Below are 16,479 nucleotides of genomic sequence, written 5' to 3'. Positions count from 1 at the left end.
CTCCCCTTCCCCCCTCAAAAAATCCCTGGAGGACCGATGTCCGCAACGTCGCCAACGCGACCGAGCGTGGTATCCCAGGCACTGGCCCGCGACCGGCTGGGTGTGCCTTCCGTCATCATGTTCGCCCTGACCGCGGCAGCGCCGCTGATGGTCGTCGGCGCGCTCGTCTCGACCGGCTGGGGCGTGGTCGGCACGACCGGCTTCCCGCTGGCGTTCCTGATCATCGCCGCGATCCTGGCCGTGTTCAGCTTCGGCTACGTCGCGATGTCGCGGCACATCACGAACGCGGGCGCCTTCTACTCCTACATCGCGCAGGGGCTGGGCCGGCCGCTGGGCGTCGGCGGGGCCATGGTGGCCCTGCTCGCCTACAACCTGCTGCAGGTGGGGCTGTACGGCGCGTTCGGCGCCTTCCTGTCGCAGTTCCTCGCCGAGAAGGCGAACCTGAGCGTCGACTGGTGGATCCTCGCGCTGGTGCTGTGGCTGTTCATCGCGGTCCTCGGCCTGCTGCGCGTCGACGTCAACAGCAAGGTCCTCATGATCCTGCTCGGCGCCGAGCTGATCGTGGTGACGATCTTCGACGTGATCTTCTTCAGCCACCCGGCCGGCGGTTCGCTGAGCGTCGAGCCGTGGACCTGGAGCGCGCTGAAGGACGGTGCCGGCCCGGCGTTCGCGGTCGCGACCACGGCGTTCGTCGGCTTCGAGGCCGCCCCGGTCTTCGCCGAGGAGGCCCGCAGCAAGAACCGGACGGTGGCCCTGGCGACCTTCCTGGGCCTCGGGGTCATGTTCCTGTCGTACTCGCTCACGAGCTGGGCCGCGTCGGCCAGCATGGGCGTGGACCAGACCGTGGCCAAGGCGCAGGACACGCTCGCGACCGGCGGCCCCTTCTTCCCGGCCCTGATCGAGAAGGGCGGCAACTGGGCCGGCGACGTCGGCACGGTCCTGCTCATCACGAGCATCGCGGCGGCGGCGCTGAGCTACCACAACACGACGGCGCGGTACGCCTTCGCGCTGGGCCGTGAGCGGGTGCTCCCGGCGTTCTTCGGCCGCACCCGGGCCCGCTCGGGCGCCCCCATGGCCGGCTCGCTGTTCCAGACGATCATCGCGGCCGCCACCATCGTCGTGTTCGCGGTGGCCGGCTGGGACCCGCTGGTGAACCTGTTCTTCTGGCTGGGCACCTCGGGCGGCGTCGGCGTGCTGCTGCTCGTCGCGGCCACGTCCATCTCGGTGATCTTCTACTTCGTGCGGGACGGCCGCGGCGAGAGCGCCTGGTCGCGGCTCATCGCGCCGATCCTGTCGACGATCGCCCTCGCCTACGTCATGTGGCAGGTGTTCGACAACTTCGGCCTGCTGCTCGGCATCGCCCCGGACGACCCCAACCCGGCCGTGTGGGCGTTCCCGACGGCCTACGGCGTCGCCGCGGTCATCGGCATCGTCTGGGCGCTCATCCTGCGCGGGCTCAACCGGCAGGACTACGACGCGATCGGCCTCGGCGCCCGGGCCAACACCGCCCGCGTCGAGACCGCCGAGTCGGTCAACGTCCGCTAGTTCCGGCATTCGTACCGAGGGAAGAGACCACAGTAAGGGGAGGCAGGCGGTGGCCTGCCTCCCCTCGCTGCTTCTGTAACGCCTACCGCGGGGTGTTACCCGTAGGTGAGCGCCGGCGTGGGCTCGACTCGGTCGGCGGCCGCGCGCAGCCGGCGGGCGGCGAAGCCGCGCACCTTCTTGAGCGTGGCCGACTCGGGCCGGCGGTCGTCGACGACCGGGGCGTTCGGCAGCGCCGAGTGTGCCTCCAGGCGGACGGCCTCGAGCGAGACGATCATGGCGATCGGGGTCATGCGAGCTCCTTGGTGTTCGGGCCGGTGGTCGCCCTGACCACCAGCGATACGGGCAGCGTCAGGCGACGCCGCGCCGGGTCCTCGGGCGGGTCGAGCAGGATCTCGCCCGCGAGCCGCCCGCGCTCGACGCTGGGCTGGCGGATGGTGGTGAGTCCGGCCGGCTCGGCCTCGTCGATGTCGTCGAAGCCGGTGACCGACACGTCCCGGCCGGGGCGCAGGCCCCGGGCGCCCAGCGCGTCGAGCACGCCGAGCGCGAGGACGTCGGAGGTGGTCAGGATCGCCGTGGCCCGGTCGAGCCGGTCCAGCGCGTGCGCCGCGGCCGCCCCGCCCTCGTCGCGGGCGTTGTCCGCCGCGTTGATGAGCAGCACCCGGTCCCACGGCACGCCGGCCGCCACGAGCGCGTCGCGGAAGCCCCGCACCCGCTGCCCGGTGACGTAGTAGCGCAGCGCGTCCGGGTCGGCGTCGACCGGCCCGGTCACGCCCCCGTCGACGATCCAGTGCGCGACGATGGCGATCTGGCGGTGGCCGAGCCGGGCGATGTGCTCGCCCAGCCGGCGCGCGGCCGCCCGCTCGTCGATGCCGACGTAGCCGGCGTCGGGGCCGAACGCGTCCGGGTCCTCGCCGATCACGATCGGCACGCCCCGGGCGCGGATCAGGTCCAGCGCGCCGTGCCAGTCGGGCACGCAGTAGAGGCAGAAGGCGTCGACCGCGGCGTTGCCGACCACCCGCCGGCCGGCCTCCTCGTCCTTGGGCAGGTTGAGCAGCAGTAGCGAGGTCTCCCGGGCCGAGGCCGCCTCGGCCAGCCCGCGCAGGTAGGCCACCGCGTAGGGGTCGGTGAACGCCATCGACAGGTTGTCGGTGAGCAGGACGCCGATCGCGTTGACCTTGCCGCGGCGCAGCGAGCGGGCCGTCGGGTTGGGGCCCGAGTAGCCCAGCCGCTCCGCCGCCGCGAGGATTCGGGACCGCAGTTCGGGGGAGAGCTGATCCGGGCGGCTGTACGCGTTGGAGACGGTGCTCCGCGACACGCCCAGTTCGTCGGCGATGGTCTGCAGCGTGGCCGGCATGCTTCCCCCTTTCTGTATCGATCCAGTCCTTCTATATCGATACAGTACGTCGGTGTGCACGGCCCTGCCAGGGTTTTGTCGGGTCCTGGCATGTGGGCCGCAACACGTGTCCTGAGCTGCTCTTTTAACCCTTACGCAATGGCGCGCCACCAGGGTTCAAGAGCCGGTAACGCGTCGATGTTCACCCGGTCACCCGGCTGCGGCACCACGAGCTCGATGTCCCGGGCCCGGGCCTCCTCGATCAGCCGCTCGACCGGTTCCGACCACGCGTGCAGCGCCAGGTTGAACGTGCACCAGTGCAGCGGGATGAGCACTCGCGCCTGCACGTCGAGGTGCGCGCTCGCACCGTCCTCGGGCTTCATGTGGATGTCCGGCCAGGCGTCGTTGTACGCACCCACCTGGATCAGCGACGCGTCGAACGGGCCGTGCTGCTCCCCGATCTGCTTGTACCCCTCGAAGTAGCCCGAGTCGCCCGTGTAGAACACACTCCGGCGCGCACCCTTCACCACCCACGACGCCCACAGGGTGCCGTCGCGCGTGAACCGGCGGCCGGAGAAGTGCCGGGCCGCCGTGGCGGTGAGCGTGACCCCGCGGACCTCGTGCTGCTCGTCCCAGTCCAGCTCGATCACCCGGTCCGAGGGCACGCCCCAGCGCTCGAGGTGGGCACCGACGCCGAGCGGCACCAGGAACGGCGCCTGCTGGGTGCGCTGCAGCGCCCGGATCGAGGCGAGGTCGAGGTGGTCGTAGTGATCATGGGAGATGACCACGGCGTCGATGCGGGGCAGCTCCTCCAGCGGCAGCGGCATCGGGTGCAGGCGCTTCGGGCCCGCGAACGACGTCGGCGAGCAGCGGTCGCTCCACACCGGGTCGAACAGCACCCGCACGCCCTCGATCTCCACCAGCGCGGTCGAGTGGCCCAGCCAGGTCACGTGCAGCCCGTCCGGGTCGAGCCGGCCGCCGAGCTGCGGGCGCGTCACCGGAATCACGCCGAGCGGCTTGCGGCGCTGCTTGCCCACCAGCAACTCGACGAACGCCTCCCGCATCGCGTGCGGTGGCAGGATCTCGGCCGGCACCGAGTTCTCGAACTTGCCGTCGCCGAACTGCGGCGAGCGCCGCATGCGCTCCGCCCGCGCCCCCGCCGGGACCGCCCCCAGCTGCGCCGGAAGGTCACGCAGCGCCCATGCGACGCCACCGGCGGCGGCCGCCACCGCGGCCCACGCGAGCACCCGAGTCGTCTTGCCCATTGCTCCGTCGCCTCCAGTTGTGGTGAGGTTCAGCACCCGTCCGTTTCGATTTTCTCTCGGCCCTCCGGTCGGCCGAACACCGGCAGAGCCCCTTCGAAGGGCTCCGATCTGCGGAAACGTCGATCAGCAGGGGTTTGGGCCGGGATAACGAGCAGGTGTACGCCTAGGGCAGGGCCCTGTTGCCGGACATCCAGGTGTGCAAGGCTGCCCGCGAACTCCCTCTTCACGCGCATGCATCGCGTAGGTCCATTTCTCCCGGAGGCCTGTCGTGGTCTGGTACACCAACCAGTCACTCCTGTTGATCCTGCTCGCGTTCCTGCTCGGTCTGCTGGTCGGCTACCTCTGGTGGGGCCTGCGCCTGCGCCGGGTCCGGTCGTCCGAATCCGCCACCGAGTCCACCACAGTTCCGACGGTCGCGCCGGTCGCGGCTCCTGCTTCGGCGGCACCCATCGCGGCGGCGGTCGCCGATCCCGAACCTATCGCGGAGCCGGCTCCCGCGCCCGAACCTGTTGCCGTTGTTGAAGAAGAGCCGGCGGTCGAGGACGAGCCCGTCGCCGAGCCGGTTGCCGTTGTCGAAGAAGAGCCGGCGGTCGAGGACGAGCCCGTCGCCGAGCCGGTTGCCGTTGTTGAAGACGAGCCCGTCGACGCTGCTCTCGTGGCCGAGGTCGAGTCGGCGTTCGCGGCCGAGCCGGTCGAGCCGGTTGAAGAGCCGGCGCAGGACGAGCTCGAGCGGATCGAGGGCATCGGGCCGAAGATCGCGGCGGCGCTTCGTGCGGCGGGTATCACCACCTACGCGCAGCTGGCCGACGCCGAGCGGTCCACTGTGGAGCTTGCGCTCGAGCGGGCGAATCTGCGGTTCGCGCCCAGCCTCGGGACGTGGTCGCGGCAGGCGCGGCTGCTTGCCGACGGGGACGAGGCCGGCTTCAAGGAGCTGACCGACCGGCTCATCGCGGGCCGTGAGGTGGCGGCCAAGGCGGCTGCCGAGTCTGCGCCGCTCGCTGACGTCGAGCCGGAGCTGGAGCCCGAGCCGGTCGTGGTCGCGGTCGAGCCGGAGCCCGAGCCTGAGCCGGTCGTGGTCGAGCCCGAGCCCGTCGCAGTCGAGCCCGAAGCGGAGCCTGAACCCGAGCCGGTCGCGGTCGAACCCGAGCCGGAGCCGGAGCCGGTCGTGGAAGAGCCGGTCGCGGTCGAACCCGAGCCGGTCGTCGCGGAGCCCGTTGTCGTCCCCGCGCAGGCCGTCGCGGCCGAGGACGTCAAGCCCGACAATCTCAAGCGTATCGAGGGTATCGGGCCGAAGATGTCGGCGGCGTTGATCGCGTCGGGCATCAAGACGTACCAGCAGCTGGCCGACGCCGACGTCGACACGCTCCGCGCGGCGATCGAGGCGGCCGGCCTGCGCTTCGCCCCGAGCATCGTCACCTGGTCCCGGCAGGCGCGGCACCTCGCCGACGGGGACGAGGAGGGCTTCGCCGACCTGACCCGGCGCCTGGTCGCCGGCCGCGACACCGGGCGCGCCTGATGGCGGGCACGACCCGGTCGGCGTCGACGTCCAGCTGGGAGATCCGCAAGCGGAACCCCCTGATCCCGCTCGGCGTCGCCGTCGTGGGGCTGGCGGCGCTGGTGATCGCGTTCGAGGTACCGCATCGGCACTCGGTCGAGGACAACCTCACCGATCGCACCAAGGTCGCGCTCACCAACGCGGGCATCGACGCCGACGTGCAGTTCGTCGGTCGCGACGGCACCGTGAAGGTCGGCTCGGCGGACGAGAAGGACAAGGCGCGCCAGGTCACGCTCGGCATCGAGGGCGTGCGCGTGGTGGACGTACAGGCGCCGCCGAAGGTGGAAACCCCCGCCGTCCAGCAGCAGCAGTCCGTGTCGGTGAAGCTGTTGGTCGACAACGGCAAGATCACGCTCACCGGCACCGTGCCGGCCGAGGCCGACCGCGCGAAGATCGTGGACGCGGCCAAGCAGGCGTTCGGTGCCGAGAACGTGCAGGACGAGCTGACCGTCGACGCGGCGCGGGCCGCCGACGACACCGACCTGGCCGGGCTGAGCGCGGTCGCGGCGGCGCTGGGCAAGGACGCGAAGGCCGGGGTCGTCGACCTCACCGAGCATGTCGTGACGCTGACCGGTACCGTCGCGTCGCCGGACGCCAAGGACAAGGCCGAGGCAGCGGCCAAGGCGGCGGCCAGGTCCGGGACGGTCCGCAACGAGCTCGTGGTCGGCCAGGCGGCCGCGCCCGAGCAGGTGCAGAAGCAGCTCATCGCGCTGCCGACGGTCGAGTTCGAGAACAACAGCGCCACGCTGACCGCGCAGGGCCGGGCCGTGGTGGAGAACGCGGCCTCGATCCTCAAGGCGAACCCGGACGTGAAGGTCAGCATCGAGGGCCACACGGACCTCACCGGCACCGCGGCGAACAACCAGGTGCTGAGCGAGAACCGGGCCCGCACCGTGCTGGACACCCTCGTCTCGCTGGGCATCTCCACGGACCGCCTGAGCTCCAAGGGCTTCGGCGAGAGCCGGCCGAAGGTGCAGGGCAGCGACGCGGCGGCCAACGCCGTGAACCGGCGGGTCGAGTTCATCGTGCAGCCATGACAAAGGGGGCGCGGCCGGTAACGGCCGCGCCCCCTTTGTGGACGGTCAGGCGATGGGCCGGGAGCGGCCGTACGCCAGCAGGGCCGCGCCGAGCGCGGTGATGACTCCGGCCCAGACGGCCAGGATGAGCGCCTGCGGACCGGTGACGGGAAGCGTGCCGCCGCCGGTCGTGCTCGCGGCCTGGACCGTGACGGCCATGCGGATCTGGTGGATCGTGCCGGTCGTGTCGACGCCGGTGGCGACGACGTTGTGCGCGCCGAGGCCGACGGTCGCGGGGATCGTGATGGGCTGGCTGAAGGCGCCGGCGGCGTCGGTCGTGACGGTACCGAGCACGACGGGCGTGCTGTAGAGGATGATCGACGCGGTGGAGTACGGGGCGAAGCCCGTGCCGACGACGGTGATCCGCTGCGTGGGCTCGACCTTGGACAGGACGCCCTCGGTGGTGGTGAGGGTCGTCGGTGCGCTGAGCGGCACGCTCGCCGGGACGTCGGGCTGGGCCGCGGTGACGGCGCCCGACGCCGGGGAGGCGGCCGAGTCGCCGCCGGCGGTGTGCGCGACCACGGTGTAGGTGTAGGACACGCCCGCGGTGGCGCCGATGACGCAGGACGTCGCGGTGCGGGCGGTCGTGGTGCAGGTGGCGGGGCCGGGATTCGCGTAGACCGTGTACCCGGTCACGGTGGTCGTCGCGGACGGGGACCAGCTGACGGTGGCCGAGGCGGTGCCCGCGGTCGCGGTGGGCGCGCTCACCGGTGCCGGAAGCGTCGTCGTGGTCGTGGCGGCTGCGGCCGCTCCGGTGCCCAGGGCGTTCGTGGCGCGCACCGTGACCTGGTAGGCGGTGCCCGGGGCGAGGCCGGTGACGGTTCCGGTGAGCGGGGACCCGGTCGGCGTGAAGGCCGTCCACGTCGTGCCGCCGTCGATGGAGATCTCGTAGCCGGTGACCGTGGAGCCACCGTTGTCCGGCACGGTGAAGCTCACGGCCACCGAGGTCACCGCGGGCACCGCGGTGACGGCGCTCGGCGCGCCCGGCGGCCCCGCCGGGGTCACGGCGGCGGTGGCGGCGGACTCGGGAGAGTCGCCGGCGGCGTTGGTGGCGTGGACCGTGAAGGTGTAGGCCGTGCCGTTGGTGAGCCCGGTGATCGTGCACGGGGACGAGGCGCAGGTGGCGGTCACCCCGCCCGGGGCCGAGGTGACGGTGTACGAGGTGATCGCCGCGCCGCCCGTTGACGCCGAGGCGGTGAAGGACACCGTCGCCTGGCCAGTGCCGCCCGTGGCCGATGGGCCGGTGGGAGCGGCCGGGACGGTGGAGGGGGTCACGCTGACGGCCGCGGAGGCCGTGCCGGCGCCGATGCCGTTGAGCGCGTGGATCTGCACGGAGTACGCGGTGCCGTTGGTGAGGCCGGTGATGCTCGCGTGCAGGGGCGCCGTGCCGGTCGTGGTCAGCGCGTTCCAGGTGGTGTCGCCGTCGGTGCTGTACTCGTACCCCGTGATCGGATCGCCGCCGGTGTCGGCGGGGGCGGTGAAGGTGAGGGCGGCCGAGGCGTTGCCGCGGGCGGCACTGACCGCCGTCGGCGCACCGGCGACCGTGGCCGGCGTGACCGGCGACGAGGCGGTGGACTCGGCGGAGTCGCCGGAGGTGTTGGTGGCGTGGACGGTGAACGTGTACGCGGTGCCGTTGGTCAGGCCGGTGATCGAGCACGGCGACGACGGGCAGGTCGCGGTGGCCCCGCCGGGCGTGGCGGTCACGGTGTAGGAGCTGACGGATGCCCCGCCGTTGTCGGCGGGAGCGGTGAACGTGACCGAGGCGGAGGCGTTGCCGCGGGTGGCCGCGACGGTGCCGGGCGCCCCCGGCACCCTGGCCGGCGTCACGGACTGCGCGGTGGACCCGGCGCCGGGACCCTGGCCGTTGACCGCCCGGACGGTGACGGAGTAGGCGGTGCCGTTGGCCAGCCCGGTGACTGTGCCGGTGAGCACGCCGTTCGACGCGGTGGTGGACAGCGGCGCCCACGTCGTGCCGCCGTCGGTGGAGATCTGGTAGGCGGTGATCGGTGACCCCTCGTCCGGCGGGGCGGCGAACGAGACGGAAACCTGGCCGTCGCCGGGCGTGGCCGTCACGGTGGGCGCCTGCGGCACGTCGACCGGGGTCAGGGCGGCCGAGGCCGTGGATTCGGGCGAGTCGCCGGCGGCGTTGGTGGCGTGGACGGTGAACGTGTAGGCGGTGCCGTTGTTCAGGCCGGTGACGGTGCAGGGGCTGGCCGGGCACGTGGCGGTGATCCCGCCCGGGCTGGACGTCACGGTGTAGCCGGTGATCGGCGAGCCGCCGTTGCCGGCCGGCGCGGTGAAGGACACGATGGCCTGCCCGGCTCCGGCGGTCGCCGAGGCCCCGGTCGGGGCGCCGGGCGGCAGCGCCGGGGTCACCGGTGCGGAGGCCGCGGACTCCACCGAGTCGCCGTTGGCGTTGGTGGCGTGGACGGTGAACGTGTAGGCGGTGCCGTTGTTCAGGCCGGTGACGGTGCAGGGGCTGGCCGGGCACGTGGCGGTGATCCCACCGGGGTTGGACATCGCGGTGTAGCCGGTGATCGGCGAGCCGTTGTCGCTGGCCGGAGCGGTGAACGACACGACCGCCTGGGTGTTGCCCGGCTGCGCCGAGACGGCCGTGGGCGCGGTCGGCACCGCGGGGCCGTTGAACGTCAGCGTGACCGAGCCGGTCGCGCCGTCGCCCGCGACCAGGCCGGGCAGCTGGACGCCGCCGGTTCCGCTCTTGACGCTGATCGTCGACGGGCCGAGGTTGCCAGGCCACGCCAGCGAGGAGCCGCCACCCCCGCCGGCGACGTTGTTGTTGAGGATGCCGGCGGTGCTCGCGCCCCCGCCTCCGCCTCCGCCGTAGCCCCCGCCGCCGCCTCCGCCGCGAGCGCTGCTGGGCAGCAGGCCGCCCGAACCGCCCGTCGCGATGGTCAGCGCCGCGGCGTTGTCGTTGCCGCCGACCGTCCCGGCGGCGTAGTTGCCGGTGCCGCCGCTGCCACCGGTGCCGCCGTTGCCGGCCGCCCCGGGTCCGGAGGTGGCCTGGGCGTTGTCGCTGGTGCCCGCGGAGCCGGCATTGCCGCCGTCGCCGTTGTAGGCGCCGCCGCCCCCGCCGCCCGCGATGGCCAGCTTGGTCAGCAGGTTGTGCCCGGCGTCGAGGGCGAACAGGCCGGAGCCGCCGCCCCCGCTGCTCGTGCCGTGGTTGTCGCCGGTCCCGGCCGTCCCGACGATCACGTACAGGTAGGTCGTTCCCAGTGGCAGCGCCGTGGTGCCGGCGACCTCGGCGCCATTGCCCCCGATGTGGGAGCGGGCCGGGTAGCCGGCGCCCCCGCCGGCACCGATGACGTCCACGTCGACCGACGTGGTGCCGGCCGGCACGCCCAGGGTGAACGTGCCGGCCGAGGTGCATGTCACGGTGCTGCGCGAGGCGGGTGTCGACCCGTCCGAACACGGCGACGACGTCGCCCAGGCCGGGGCCGCCGACATCAGGCACGCCCCGCCCCCGGCCAGCACCCCGCTGGCGAGCACCGCGGCCGACCGCCGCAACCGCGCTCGCAAACGCTGCGCGAGAACCATCCCACCACCACCTTCACCATGGTGGGCGGGCTCCCCCGCGCCCACACGAACGACAAATCCGGCGAAGTCGCCGTTCGCGAGTATAGGGGCCGATATTACTTAGAGTGCCGGTAACCTCACCTATCGTGCTGACTACACGTCCGAGCGCGCGATCTCGTATCCGGCGAGCGGGCCGGCGCAGACGGCGTACAGGCTGACGGTGCGCGTGGCGGTGCCGCCGTTGCGCAGGGCGGTCAGCCACACCGACCGGCCGTCGGCCGCGCCGGGCGCCGACTCCTGGACGCGGGTCCGGAAGTCGGCGCTGCCCGAGCCGACGACCGCCGCACCCCCGCCGAGCACCACCGAGCCCGCCGGGCACGGTGCGGTGTCGCGGACGAACCCGCCGGCGGCCAGGGTGACGTCCTTGTGCACGACCTGGTAGCCGGCCGGAGCGTCGGCGCAGACGGCGAACAGTCTGATCGTGTGGGAGACCGTGTCGTTGTTGCGCAGGGCGGTCAGCCACAGCGACTGGCTGCCGGCCGTGCCGGGCGCGGACTCCTGGACGATGCGGTCGGTCGAGGCCGGCTGGTTGGAGCTGTAGGGGGTGTCGCTGGCGCCGCCTCCGAGCGCCACCGTTCCCGCCGGGCACGCGGCGACTTCGCGCACGAACGCGCCCGCGGCCACGGTGACGTCCTTCGAGGCGACCTGGTAGCCGGTGAGGCCGTCGACGCAGACGCTGAACAACGCGATCTGGTGCGAGGCGCCGTCGGTGTTGCGGATGGTGGTCGCCCACAGGCGGGCCACCGCGTTCGCGGTGTGGTCGAATTTGGCCCGGACCTCGGATCCCTCGATGCGCGTGCCGAAGTCGGCGCTGCCCTCGCCGACCACGGATGCGCCGCCGCCGGTCACCTGCCGGCCCGCCGCGCAAAGGCGCCCGCCGTTGATGATCCCGCCCGGCGTCATGGCCTGGGCCGCGGGCGCGGGCAGGAGCGCGACGGCGGCGGCCCCACTCGCGAGTGCGGCCACGACCCGGCCGGCCCGGCTTCCCCTGTGCACGAAGTGCGTACGTCCCTCGACGGCGTTGCCCGTTTTCTCAGACACTGAGCCCTCTCCCGTAGGTGGTGGACCGCTGTGCGGCGGCGCACAAGGTAGCCACCGCAGGCGTGCGGTTCACGGGAGAGTCAGCCTTCGGTCACTCGGCGCCGAAAAAAGATGAGGGGCGCGGCCGCAATGGCCGCGCCCCTCATTCCGTTACCGAGGTGCTCAGTGGTGCACGGGGTACAGCGGTTCGCGAGCGACGGCGCTGTTGTCCGCCCGCAGCGTCTGGACCGACGCCGCGGCGGCCGCGGTCGGGTCCGGCTGCGGCAGGGCGTCGCAGTTCTTGTCGGCGCGGTCGCCCGACTTGCGCTGCGGCAGCTTGCCGGTGGAGAGGTAGTCCGCGATCGTGTCGTCGATGCACGCGTTGCCGTTGAGCGAGTTGGCGTGCGTGGTCTGACCGACCTCGGCCAGCAGGGCGCTGTGCGGGAAGAGCCGCCGCGCCTGCAGGCTGCCCTCGAACGGGGTGGCCGCGTCGAGGGTGGTGCCGACGAACAGGACGCTCTTGACCTTGGAGCCGTCGACCTTGACCGGCTTCTGGGCCTTGGCCGGCCAGGAGAGGCACGGCGCGTTGAACCAGGTGTTCGACCAGGTCATGAACGGCGCCTTGAGGAACGTCAGCCAGTTGTCGCGCTGCCACTGGTTCCAGCTCTGCGGCCACTGCACGTCGGTGCACTGCACCGCGTTGTAGACCGCGAAGCCGTTGTCGTCGCCGGGCGCGATGTAGTTGTCGTACGCGTCGACGATGACCTCGGTGTTGTGGTCGTTGGCCCAGCCCGCGAAGGCGTCGGCCAGCTCCAGCCACGTCGACTGGTAGTAGCCGGCGTAGAGGAAGATGTCCGTCCACTCGCTCGCGCCCACGACGCCGCCGGCCGGGGCCGAGCGCAGCTTCTGCTGCTCGGCGTACCAGCGCAGCTCGACCTGCTTTTCGGTCTTGCCGAGGTGGTACACGCTGTCGTACTTGGCCAGCCAGCCGAACCAGATCTCGACGTTGCGCTGGAAGGCGGAGTCCTGGTCCAGGTTGGCCTGGTACCACACCTTGCGCACGTCGACGTTGCCGTCGAGCACCATGCGGCGGACCTTGTCCGGGTGCAGCGTGCCGTAGACCTGGCCGAGGTAGGTGCCGTACGAGAAGCCGTAGTAGTTGATCTGCTGCGCGCCGAGCGCCTTGCGGATCGACTCCATGTCGTTGACCGAGTCGACGGTGCTCATGTGGTTGAGCAGCTCACCGCCGGCCTTGCCGCACGCCTTGGCGTAGCCCTTGGACTTGTCCAGCCAGAGGTTCTCGAGGTTCTTGTTCCACGGGATGTACTCGGGGCGCGGACCGGCGAAGTAGTCGTCGTCGCAGTGCAGCGCGGGAACGCTCGAGCCGACGCCGCGCGGGTCGAAGCCGATCCAGTCGTAGGCCTCGCCGGCGCCGTTGGGGACGTACTCGCCCAGCACCGACAGCGTCAGCCCGGACCCGCCGGGGCCGCCCGGGTTGACCAGCATGACGCCCTGGTAGTCCTTGTCCGCGACCTTGTGCTTGATGCGCGAGACGGCGATCTGGATCTTCTTGCCGTTGGGCTTGCTGTAGTCGAGAGGCACGTCGAGCAGGCCGCACTCGGCCCCGCGGCGCTGCATGCCGGCGCTCGCGCACTGGCCCCACGGGATCGAGGCCGAGTAACCCTCGGCGCTCGGCGAGCCCGGTGCCGCCAAGGCGCCCGAGGCCGGGGCGACGGCCGCGAGCAGGCCCGCGGCGGTGAAGAGGACCAGCCCCTTCACGGTTCTTTTCGTCAAGACAACCCTCCCAATCTGCCCAAATCTGTGCAGTGGCCAGCTGATTCGGGTCAAACAATGTCACGCCGATGCTTTCGGCCCGGCCCGCCGCGCGGAAGCGGCAACACCCTTTCCAACACCCGACGAAAACCGATGTCGGGCAACCGGCGGGCTCCGGTACAACGGTGTGATGCTGCGCAAGTACCCTCGGACGCCCCACCTGCAGGGCTCGCGGCTGCAGCCCGGGGACCACGACCTCGCCCAGGTGCCGTTCGCCGAGCTGGCCGGGCGGGCGCTGGTGGTGGAGGAGAAGCTCGACGGGGCCAACGCCGCGATCAGCTTCGATGCCGACGGCACGCTGCGGCTGCAGTCGCGCGGCCACTATCTGTCGGGCGGACCGCGCGAGAAGCAGTTCGCCCCGTTCAAGGCGTGGGCGGCGGGCGCGCAATACGGACTGTGGCCCGTGTTGCGGGAGCGATTCATCCTGTACGGAGAGTGGCTCTATGCGAAGCACACCGTCTTCTATGACGCGCTGCCGCATCACTTCTGTGAGTTCGACGTCTACGACCGTCAATCCGAAACGTTTCTGTCCACGCCCCGCCGGCGGGAACTGCTCGACGGGCTCGGCATTGCCTCGGTGCCGGTCCTGGGCGAGGGCACGTTCCCCGACCTCGCGGCGCTGACCAAGCTCGTCGGCCCGTCGACCTGCCGCACCGGCGGCTGGCGGGACGCGCTGCGCGAGGCGGCCGTGGCCGGGGGCGCCGACCCGGACCAGGTCGTGCGCGAGACCGACATGTCCGAGGAGATGGAGGGGCTGTACCTCAAGCTCGAGGACGCGGACACGGTGCTGGGCCGCTACAAGTGGGTGCGGCCGAGCTTCCACACGGCGATCCTCGACTCGGGCAGCCACTGGCAGGACCGCCCGATCGTGGCCAACCGGGTCCGAGAATGAAGCTCCTCGAGCGCCTGGAACCGACCCCGATCACCGCGGCGCTCGAGCGCCTCGAGGAGTTCCGGAGCGGACCCGAGGAGCAACGGCAGCGGTTGTACTGTGCGGCAGCGCTCCTGCACCGCGGCGAGCACGCGACCCGGAAGCTGCTGTGGGAGCTCGGGGCGCCGATCGCCTGGCGGGAGCACGTCGCCGCGCTCGTGCGCTTCCACCGCCTGCCGTTCGACGCGCTGGAGCACCCCGACCTCGACCGCGCGGCCTACCGGGTGAGCCTGCTGGCCCGCAACGACGAACTGGCGCTGCTGGCGAGGGCCGCGGCGGAGGGGGATCCGACGCGGCTCGCGGCAGTCGCGCTCTTCAGCGAGTACACCTGCGGCTTGGGGTGTTTTGCAACGGAACGCGGGTTTGCTTCCGATCATGCGCGGTTCGAGTATTTCCGGACCCCGGGGCGGGACCCGGACTACGCCGCCTTCGACGACACCAAGTTCACCGTGACCGTGATGTCCGGGCTGCCCGGCTCCGGCAAGGACCACTGGGTCGCGGCCAACCGGCCCGGCGTGCCCGTGGTGAGCCTCGACGACCTGCGCGACGAGCTGGGCGTGCGCCCCACGCAGGACCAGGGGCCGGTGGTGGCCGCGGCGTACGCGCGCGCGAAGGAGCACCTGCGCGCCGGCTCCCCGTACGTCTGGAACGCCACGAATGTGACCCGCGCGCTGCGGTCGCGGGCCATCGGGGTGGCCGCGGACTACGGCGCGCGGGTCGAGGTGGTCGGCGTCGAGGCCCCGCCGGCCGTCGTGCACCGGCGCAACCGGGCGCGGGACCGGGTCGTGCCGCCGGCCGTGATCGACCGGATGGCCGGGCGCTGGGAGCCGCCCGACCCGACCGAGGCCCACTCGGTCCGCTTGATCAGCAATGTCTAGCCGCGGGTGGCGGACCGCTGGCGCTGCATCGCGAGGGCCTGCAGGGCCGACGAGCGGATCAGCAGGAGCGGGTTGAGCGGCTCGTTGGCGGCGATCGTGCGCGCGTAGGGGCGGTTGTTCGTGGCCCAGCCGTCGTGGATGTCGTACTCGATCGACAGCGACCCGTTGCTCGACATCTGGTAGTCCAGCAGCACGCCGGGGCCGAGCGAGCGGGTCGCGATCTCGCCGGCCATGTGCGGGATCGGCGAGAAGAAGAACGCGACCTTCGGGATCGGCTGGAACAGGTCCACGTCGATCAGGTCGAAGACGCCCATCGGCTGGTACATCCCGTGCGAGTCGTGGATGCAGAGCCCGGCGCCGAGCTCGATCCGGCCCGTGTTGTCGATCTCCATGTGCCCGGCCGGGCCGCCCGGGGTCACGATGCCGGCGCCGTCGTTGCCCGAGACGGTCAGCACGCTGCCCAGCGGGGCCGGGTAGTTGTGGGTGGCGACGATCTTGGTGCTGGGCGCGTGCGGGGTCTGGCGGGTGGTGTACATCGAGTACGTCTCGTTCCACGTGATCTCGAGGTGCCGCTCGAGGTAGTGGGCGGAGAGCCAGATCGTCGGAGCGCCGCTCGCCGAGGTGGCGATCGCGTGGAGCCCGAAGAGCGCGAAGTGGTGGTCGCGCAGCTGGTCGATCGTGGCCTCGTTCATGTCGATCGTGAGTTTGTGCTGCTCCACGCTGTCCTCCTGGGTCGGTGCGGCTCTGGAGACAGTGTGGGGCGGACAGGTTGCACGATCGGGGCAATCAGTGAAAATCCCTCACGATCGCCTGGGCCGCCTGGCGCAGCTCGCGCTCGTCGGGCAGCCAGGCGTCGGCGATGTCGGGGTGCAGGCTCGCGCGCGCGATCTCGAGGAGCCGGTGGCTCACCTGCTCCACGGACTCGCCGTGGTAGTCGTGCTCGATGACTTCGGCGGCGCGTTGCAGCGCCGACGACAGCTGCGCCTCCAGCGGCTCCTGCAGCCGCTGGACGGCGGGGTCGGCGTGGGCCGGGTCGATGGTGACGTGCAGTTCCTGCATGGCCGTGGTACTGCCCTTTTGCCGCACATTTCATGCAGGCACAGGTCAGGCGGCCACCGTACGGATGACCGCGCCGGGCCGGCGCAGGGCGTGGATCGCGCGCAGTGTCTTGGAGCCCTCGGCCGGATAGGTCGCCCGGACCTGCGCCAGCGCCCACGCCATGCGGGCGACGGCGGTCTCCGGGTGGTCGCCGAACTCGCTCGCGACCCGGGCCGCGCAACCCTGCACGCCCATGCGGCGCAGCGTCGCCGCGATCGCCGTGCGGATCTCGCCGCGCGCCGGGGTCTGCGAGCCCTGCAGATCCGAGGCGAACAGCGCCTCGGCCCGAACGGCCTCGAATGTGGTAGCCATCTCGCACCTCCTGTGCGCTGTCAGTGTGTTCCTGATGAC

At 71.9% G+C, this 16,479-nt stretch carries 14 protein-coding genes; 5 read left to right on the top strand and 9 right to left on the bottom strand.

Going from position 1 to position 16,479, the window contains the following annotated elements; genetic code table 11:
• The first annotated feature begins 36 nt into the window (after positions 1-36).
• Complete coding sequence (locus ABT369_RS19795; protein WP_502891788.1) at positions 37-1,545, top strand: APC family permease; 1,509 nt, start codon at positions 37-39, stop codon at positions 1,543-1,545.
• A gap of 95 nt (positions 1,546-1,640) precedes the next feature.
• On the opposite strand, the gene ABT369_RS19790 is transcribed toward ABT369_RS19795, so the two are convergent.
• The 3 genes from ABT369_RS19790 to ABT369_RS19780 form a co-directional block, all read right to left on the bottom strand.
• On the bottom strand, positions 1,641-1,835 hold the full coding sequence (locus ABT369_RS19790; protein ID WP_350613764.1) for a hypothetical protein: 195 nt from the start codon (positions 1,833-1,835) through the stop codon (positions 1,641-1,643).
• A complete protein-coding gene (locus ABT369_RS19785) occupies positions 1,832-2,899 on the bottom strand; it encodes a LacI family DNA-binding transcriptional regulator (protein ID WP_350613763.1) in 1,068 nt (355 codons plus the stop codon). The genes ABT369_RS19790 and ABT369_RS19785 overlap by 4 nt, the downstream gene beginning before the upstream one ends.
• A gap of 131 nt (positions 2,900-3,030) precedes the next feature.
• Positions 3,031-4,143: an MBL fold metallo-hydrolase gene (locus ABT369_RS19780; RefSeq protein ID WP_350613762.1), complete on the bottom strand. Its 1,113-nt coding sequence runs from the start codon at positions 4,141-4,143 to the stop codon at positions 3,031-3,033.
• Positions 4,144-4,411: 268 nt separating this feature from the next.
• On the opposite strand from ABT369_RS19780, the gene ABT369_RS19775 reads away from it, so the two are divergent.
• Positions 4,412-5,659, top strand: coding sequence for a helix-hairpin-helix domain-containing protein (locus ABT369_RS19775; protein WP_350613761.1), 1,248 nt, complete (start codon positions 4,412-4,414; stop codon positions 5,657-5,659).
• Positions 5,659-6,735 (top strand): OmpA family protein, encoded by a 1,077-nt coding sequence (locus ABT369_RS19770; RefSeq protein WP_350613760.1) that lies wholly within the window; start codon positions 5,659-5,661, stop codon positions 6,733-6,735. Before ABT369_RS19775 ends, ABT369_RS19770 begins: the two co-directional genes overlap by 1 nt.
• 45 nt (positions 6,736-6,780) lie before the next feature.
• Here ABT369_RS19770 and ABT369_RS19765 read toward each other — a convergent pair whose 3' ends face one another.
• The 3 genes from ABT369_RS19765 to ABT369_RS19755 form a co-directional block, all read right to left on the bottom strand.
• Positions 6,781-10,329, bottom strand: a complete 3,549-nt coding sequence (locus ABT369_RS19765; protein WP_350613759.1) for a beta strand repeat-containing protein — start codon at positions 10,327-10,329, stop codon at positions 6,781-6,783.
• A 132-nt stretch (positions 10,330-10,461) separates the two neighbouring features.
• Positions 10,462-11,409 carry a hypothetical protein gene (locus ABT369_RS19760; RefSeq protein ID WP_350613758.1) on the bottom strand — a complete coding sequence of 316 codons (948 nt, stop codon included), beginning with the start codon at positions 11,407-11,409 and terminating at the stop codon, positions 10,462-10,464.
• Between the two features lie 162 nt (positions 11,410-11,571).
• Positions 11,572-13,182 (bottom strand): alpha/beta hydrolase, encoded by a 1,611-nt coding sequence (locus ABT369_RS19755; protein ID WP_350613756.1) that lies wholly within the window; start codon positions 13,180-13,182, stop codon positions 11,572-11,574.
• A gap of 169 nt (positions 13,183-13,351) precedes the next feature.
• On the opposite strand from ABT369_RS19755, the gene ABT369_RS19750 reads away from it, so the two are divergent.
• Both ABT369_RS19750 and ABT369_RS19745 read left to right on the top strand, forming a co-directional pair.
• The gene (locus ABT369_RS19750) at positions 13,352-14,113 is read left to right on the top strand and encodes an RNA ligase family protein (RefSeq protein ID WP_350613754.1); all 762 of its coding nucleotides are present in this window, start codon (positions 13,352-13,354) and stop codon (positions 14,111-14,113) included.
• Positions 14,110-15,030, top strand: coding sequence for an AAA family ATPase (locus ABT369_RS19745; RefSeq protein WP_350613753.1), 921 nt, complete (start codon positions 14,110-14,112; stop codon positions 15,028-15,030). Before ABT369_RS19750 ends, ABT369_RS19745 begins: the two co-directional genes overlap by 4 nt.
• On the opposite strand, the gene ABT369_RS19740 is transcribed toward ABT369_RS19745, so the two are convergent.
• From ABT369_RS19740 to ABT369_RS19730, 3 genes are all read right to left on the bottom strand, one after another.
• Positions 15,027-15,749, bottom strand: coding sequence for a hypothetical protein (locus ABT369_RS19740; protein ID WP_350613751.1), 723 nt, complete (start codon positions 15,747-15,749; stop codon positions 15,027-15,029). The two genes, ABT369_RS19745 and ABT369_RS19740, sit on opposite strands and share 4 nt — an antisense overlap.
• A 67-nt stretch (positions 15,750-15,816) precedes the next feature.
• A complete protein-coding gene (locus ABT369_RS19735) occupies positions 15,817-16,089 on the bottom strand; it encodes a hypothetical protein (RefSeq protein ID WP_350613749.1) in 273 nt (90 codons plus the stop codon).
• Positions 16,090-16,134: 45 nt separating this feature from the next.
• A complete protein-coding gene (locus ABT369_RS19730; RefSeq protein WP_350613748.1) occupies positions 16,135-16,440 on the bottom strand; it encodes a hypothetical protein in 306 nt (101 codons plus the stop codon).
• Positions 16,441-16,479 lie beyond the last annotated feature (39 nt).

The sequence above is a fragment of the Dactylosporangium sp. NPDC000244 genome (assembly GCF_040300725.1).
GTDB lineage: Bacteria > Actinomycetota > Actinomycetes > Mycobacteriales > Micromonosporaceae > Dactylosporangium.
This window is presented reverse-complemented; position numbering and strand designations above follow the sequence as displayed.

Excerpts from the sequence above, each read along its gene's own strand:
- ABT369_RS19765 (WP_350613759.1), bottom strand. The coding sequence starts at position 10,329 with ATGGTTCTCGCGCAGCGTTTGCGAGCGCGGTTGCGGCGGTCGGCCGCG.
- ABT369_RS19735 (WP_350613749.1), bottom strand. The coding sequence starts at position 16,089 with ATGCAGGAACTGCACGTCACCATCGACCCGGCCCACGCCGACCCCGCC.
- ABT369_RS19730 (WP_350613748.1), bottom strand. The coding sequence starts at position 16,440 with ATGGCTACCACATTCGAGGCCGTTCGGGCCGAGGCGCTGTTCGCCTCG.
- ABT369_RS19745 (WP_350613753.1), top strand. The coding sequence starts at position 14,110 with ATGAAGCTCCTCGAGCGCCTGGAACCGACCCCGATCACCGCGGCGCTC.
- ABT369_RS19790 (WP_350613764.1), bottom strand. The coding sequence starts at position 1,835 with ATGACCCCGATCGCCATGATCGTCTCGCTCGAGGCCGTCCGCCTGGAG.
- ABT369_RS19795 (WP_502891788.1), top strand. The coding sequence starts at position 37 with ATGTCCGCAACGTCGCCAACGCGACCGAGCGTGGTATCCCAGGCACTG.
- ABT369_RS19750 (WP_350613754.1), top strand. The coding sequence starts at position 13,352 with ATGCTGCGCAAGTACCCTCGGACGCCCCACCTGCAGGGCTCGCGGCTG.
- ABT369_RS19780 (WP_350613762.1), bottom strand. The coding sequence starts at position 4,143 with ATGGGCAAGACGACTCGGGTGCTCGCGTGGGCCGCGGTGGCGGCCGCC.
- ABT369_RS19770 (WP_350613760.1), top strand. The coding sequence starts at position 5,659 with ATGGCGGGCACGACCCGGTCGGCGTCGACGTCCAGCTGGGAGATCCGC.
- ABT369_RS19785 (WP_350613763.1), bottom strand. The coding sequence starts at position 2,899 with ATGCCGGCCACGCTGCAGACCATCGCCGACGAACTGGGCGTGTCGCGG.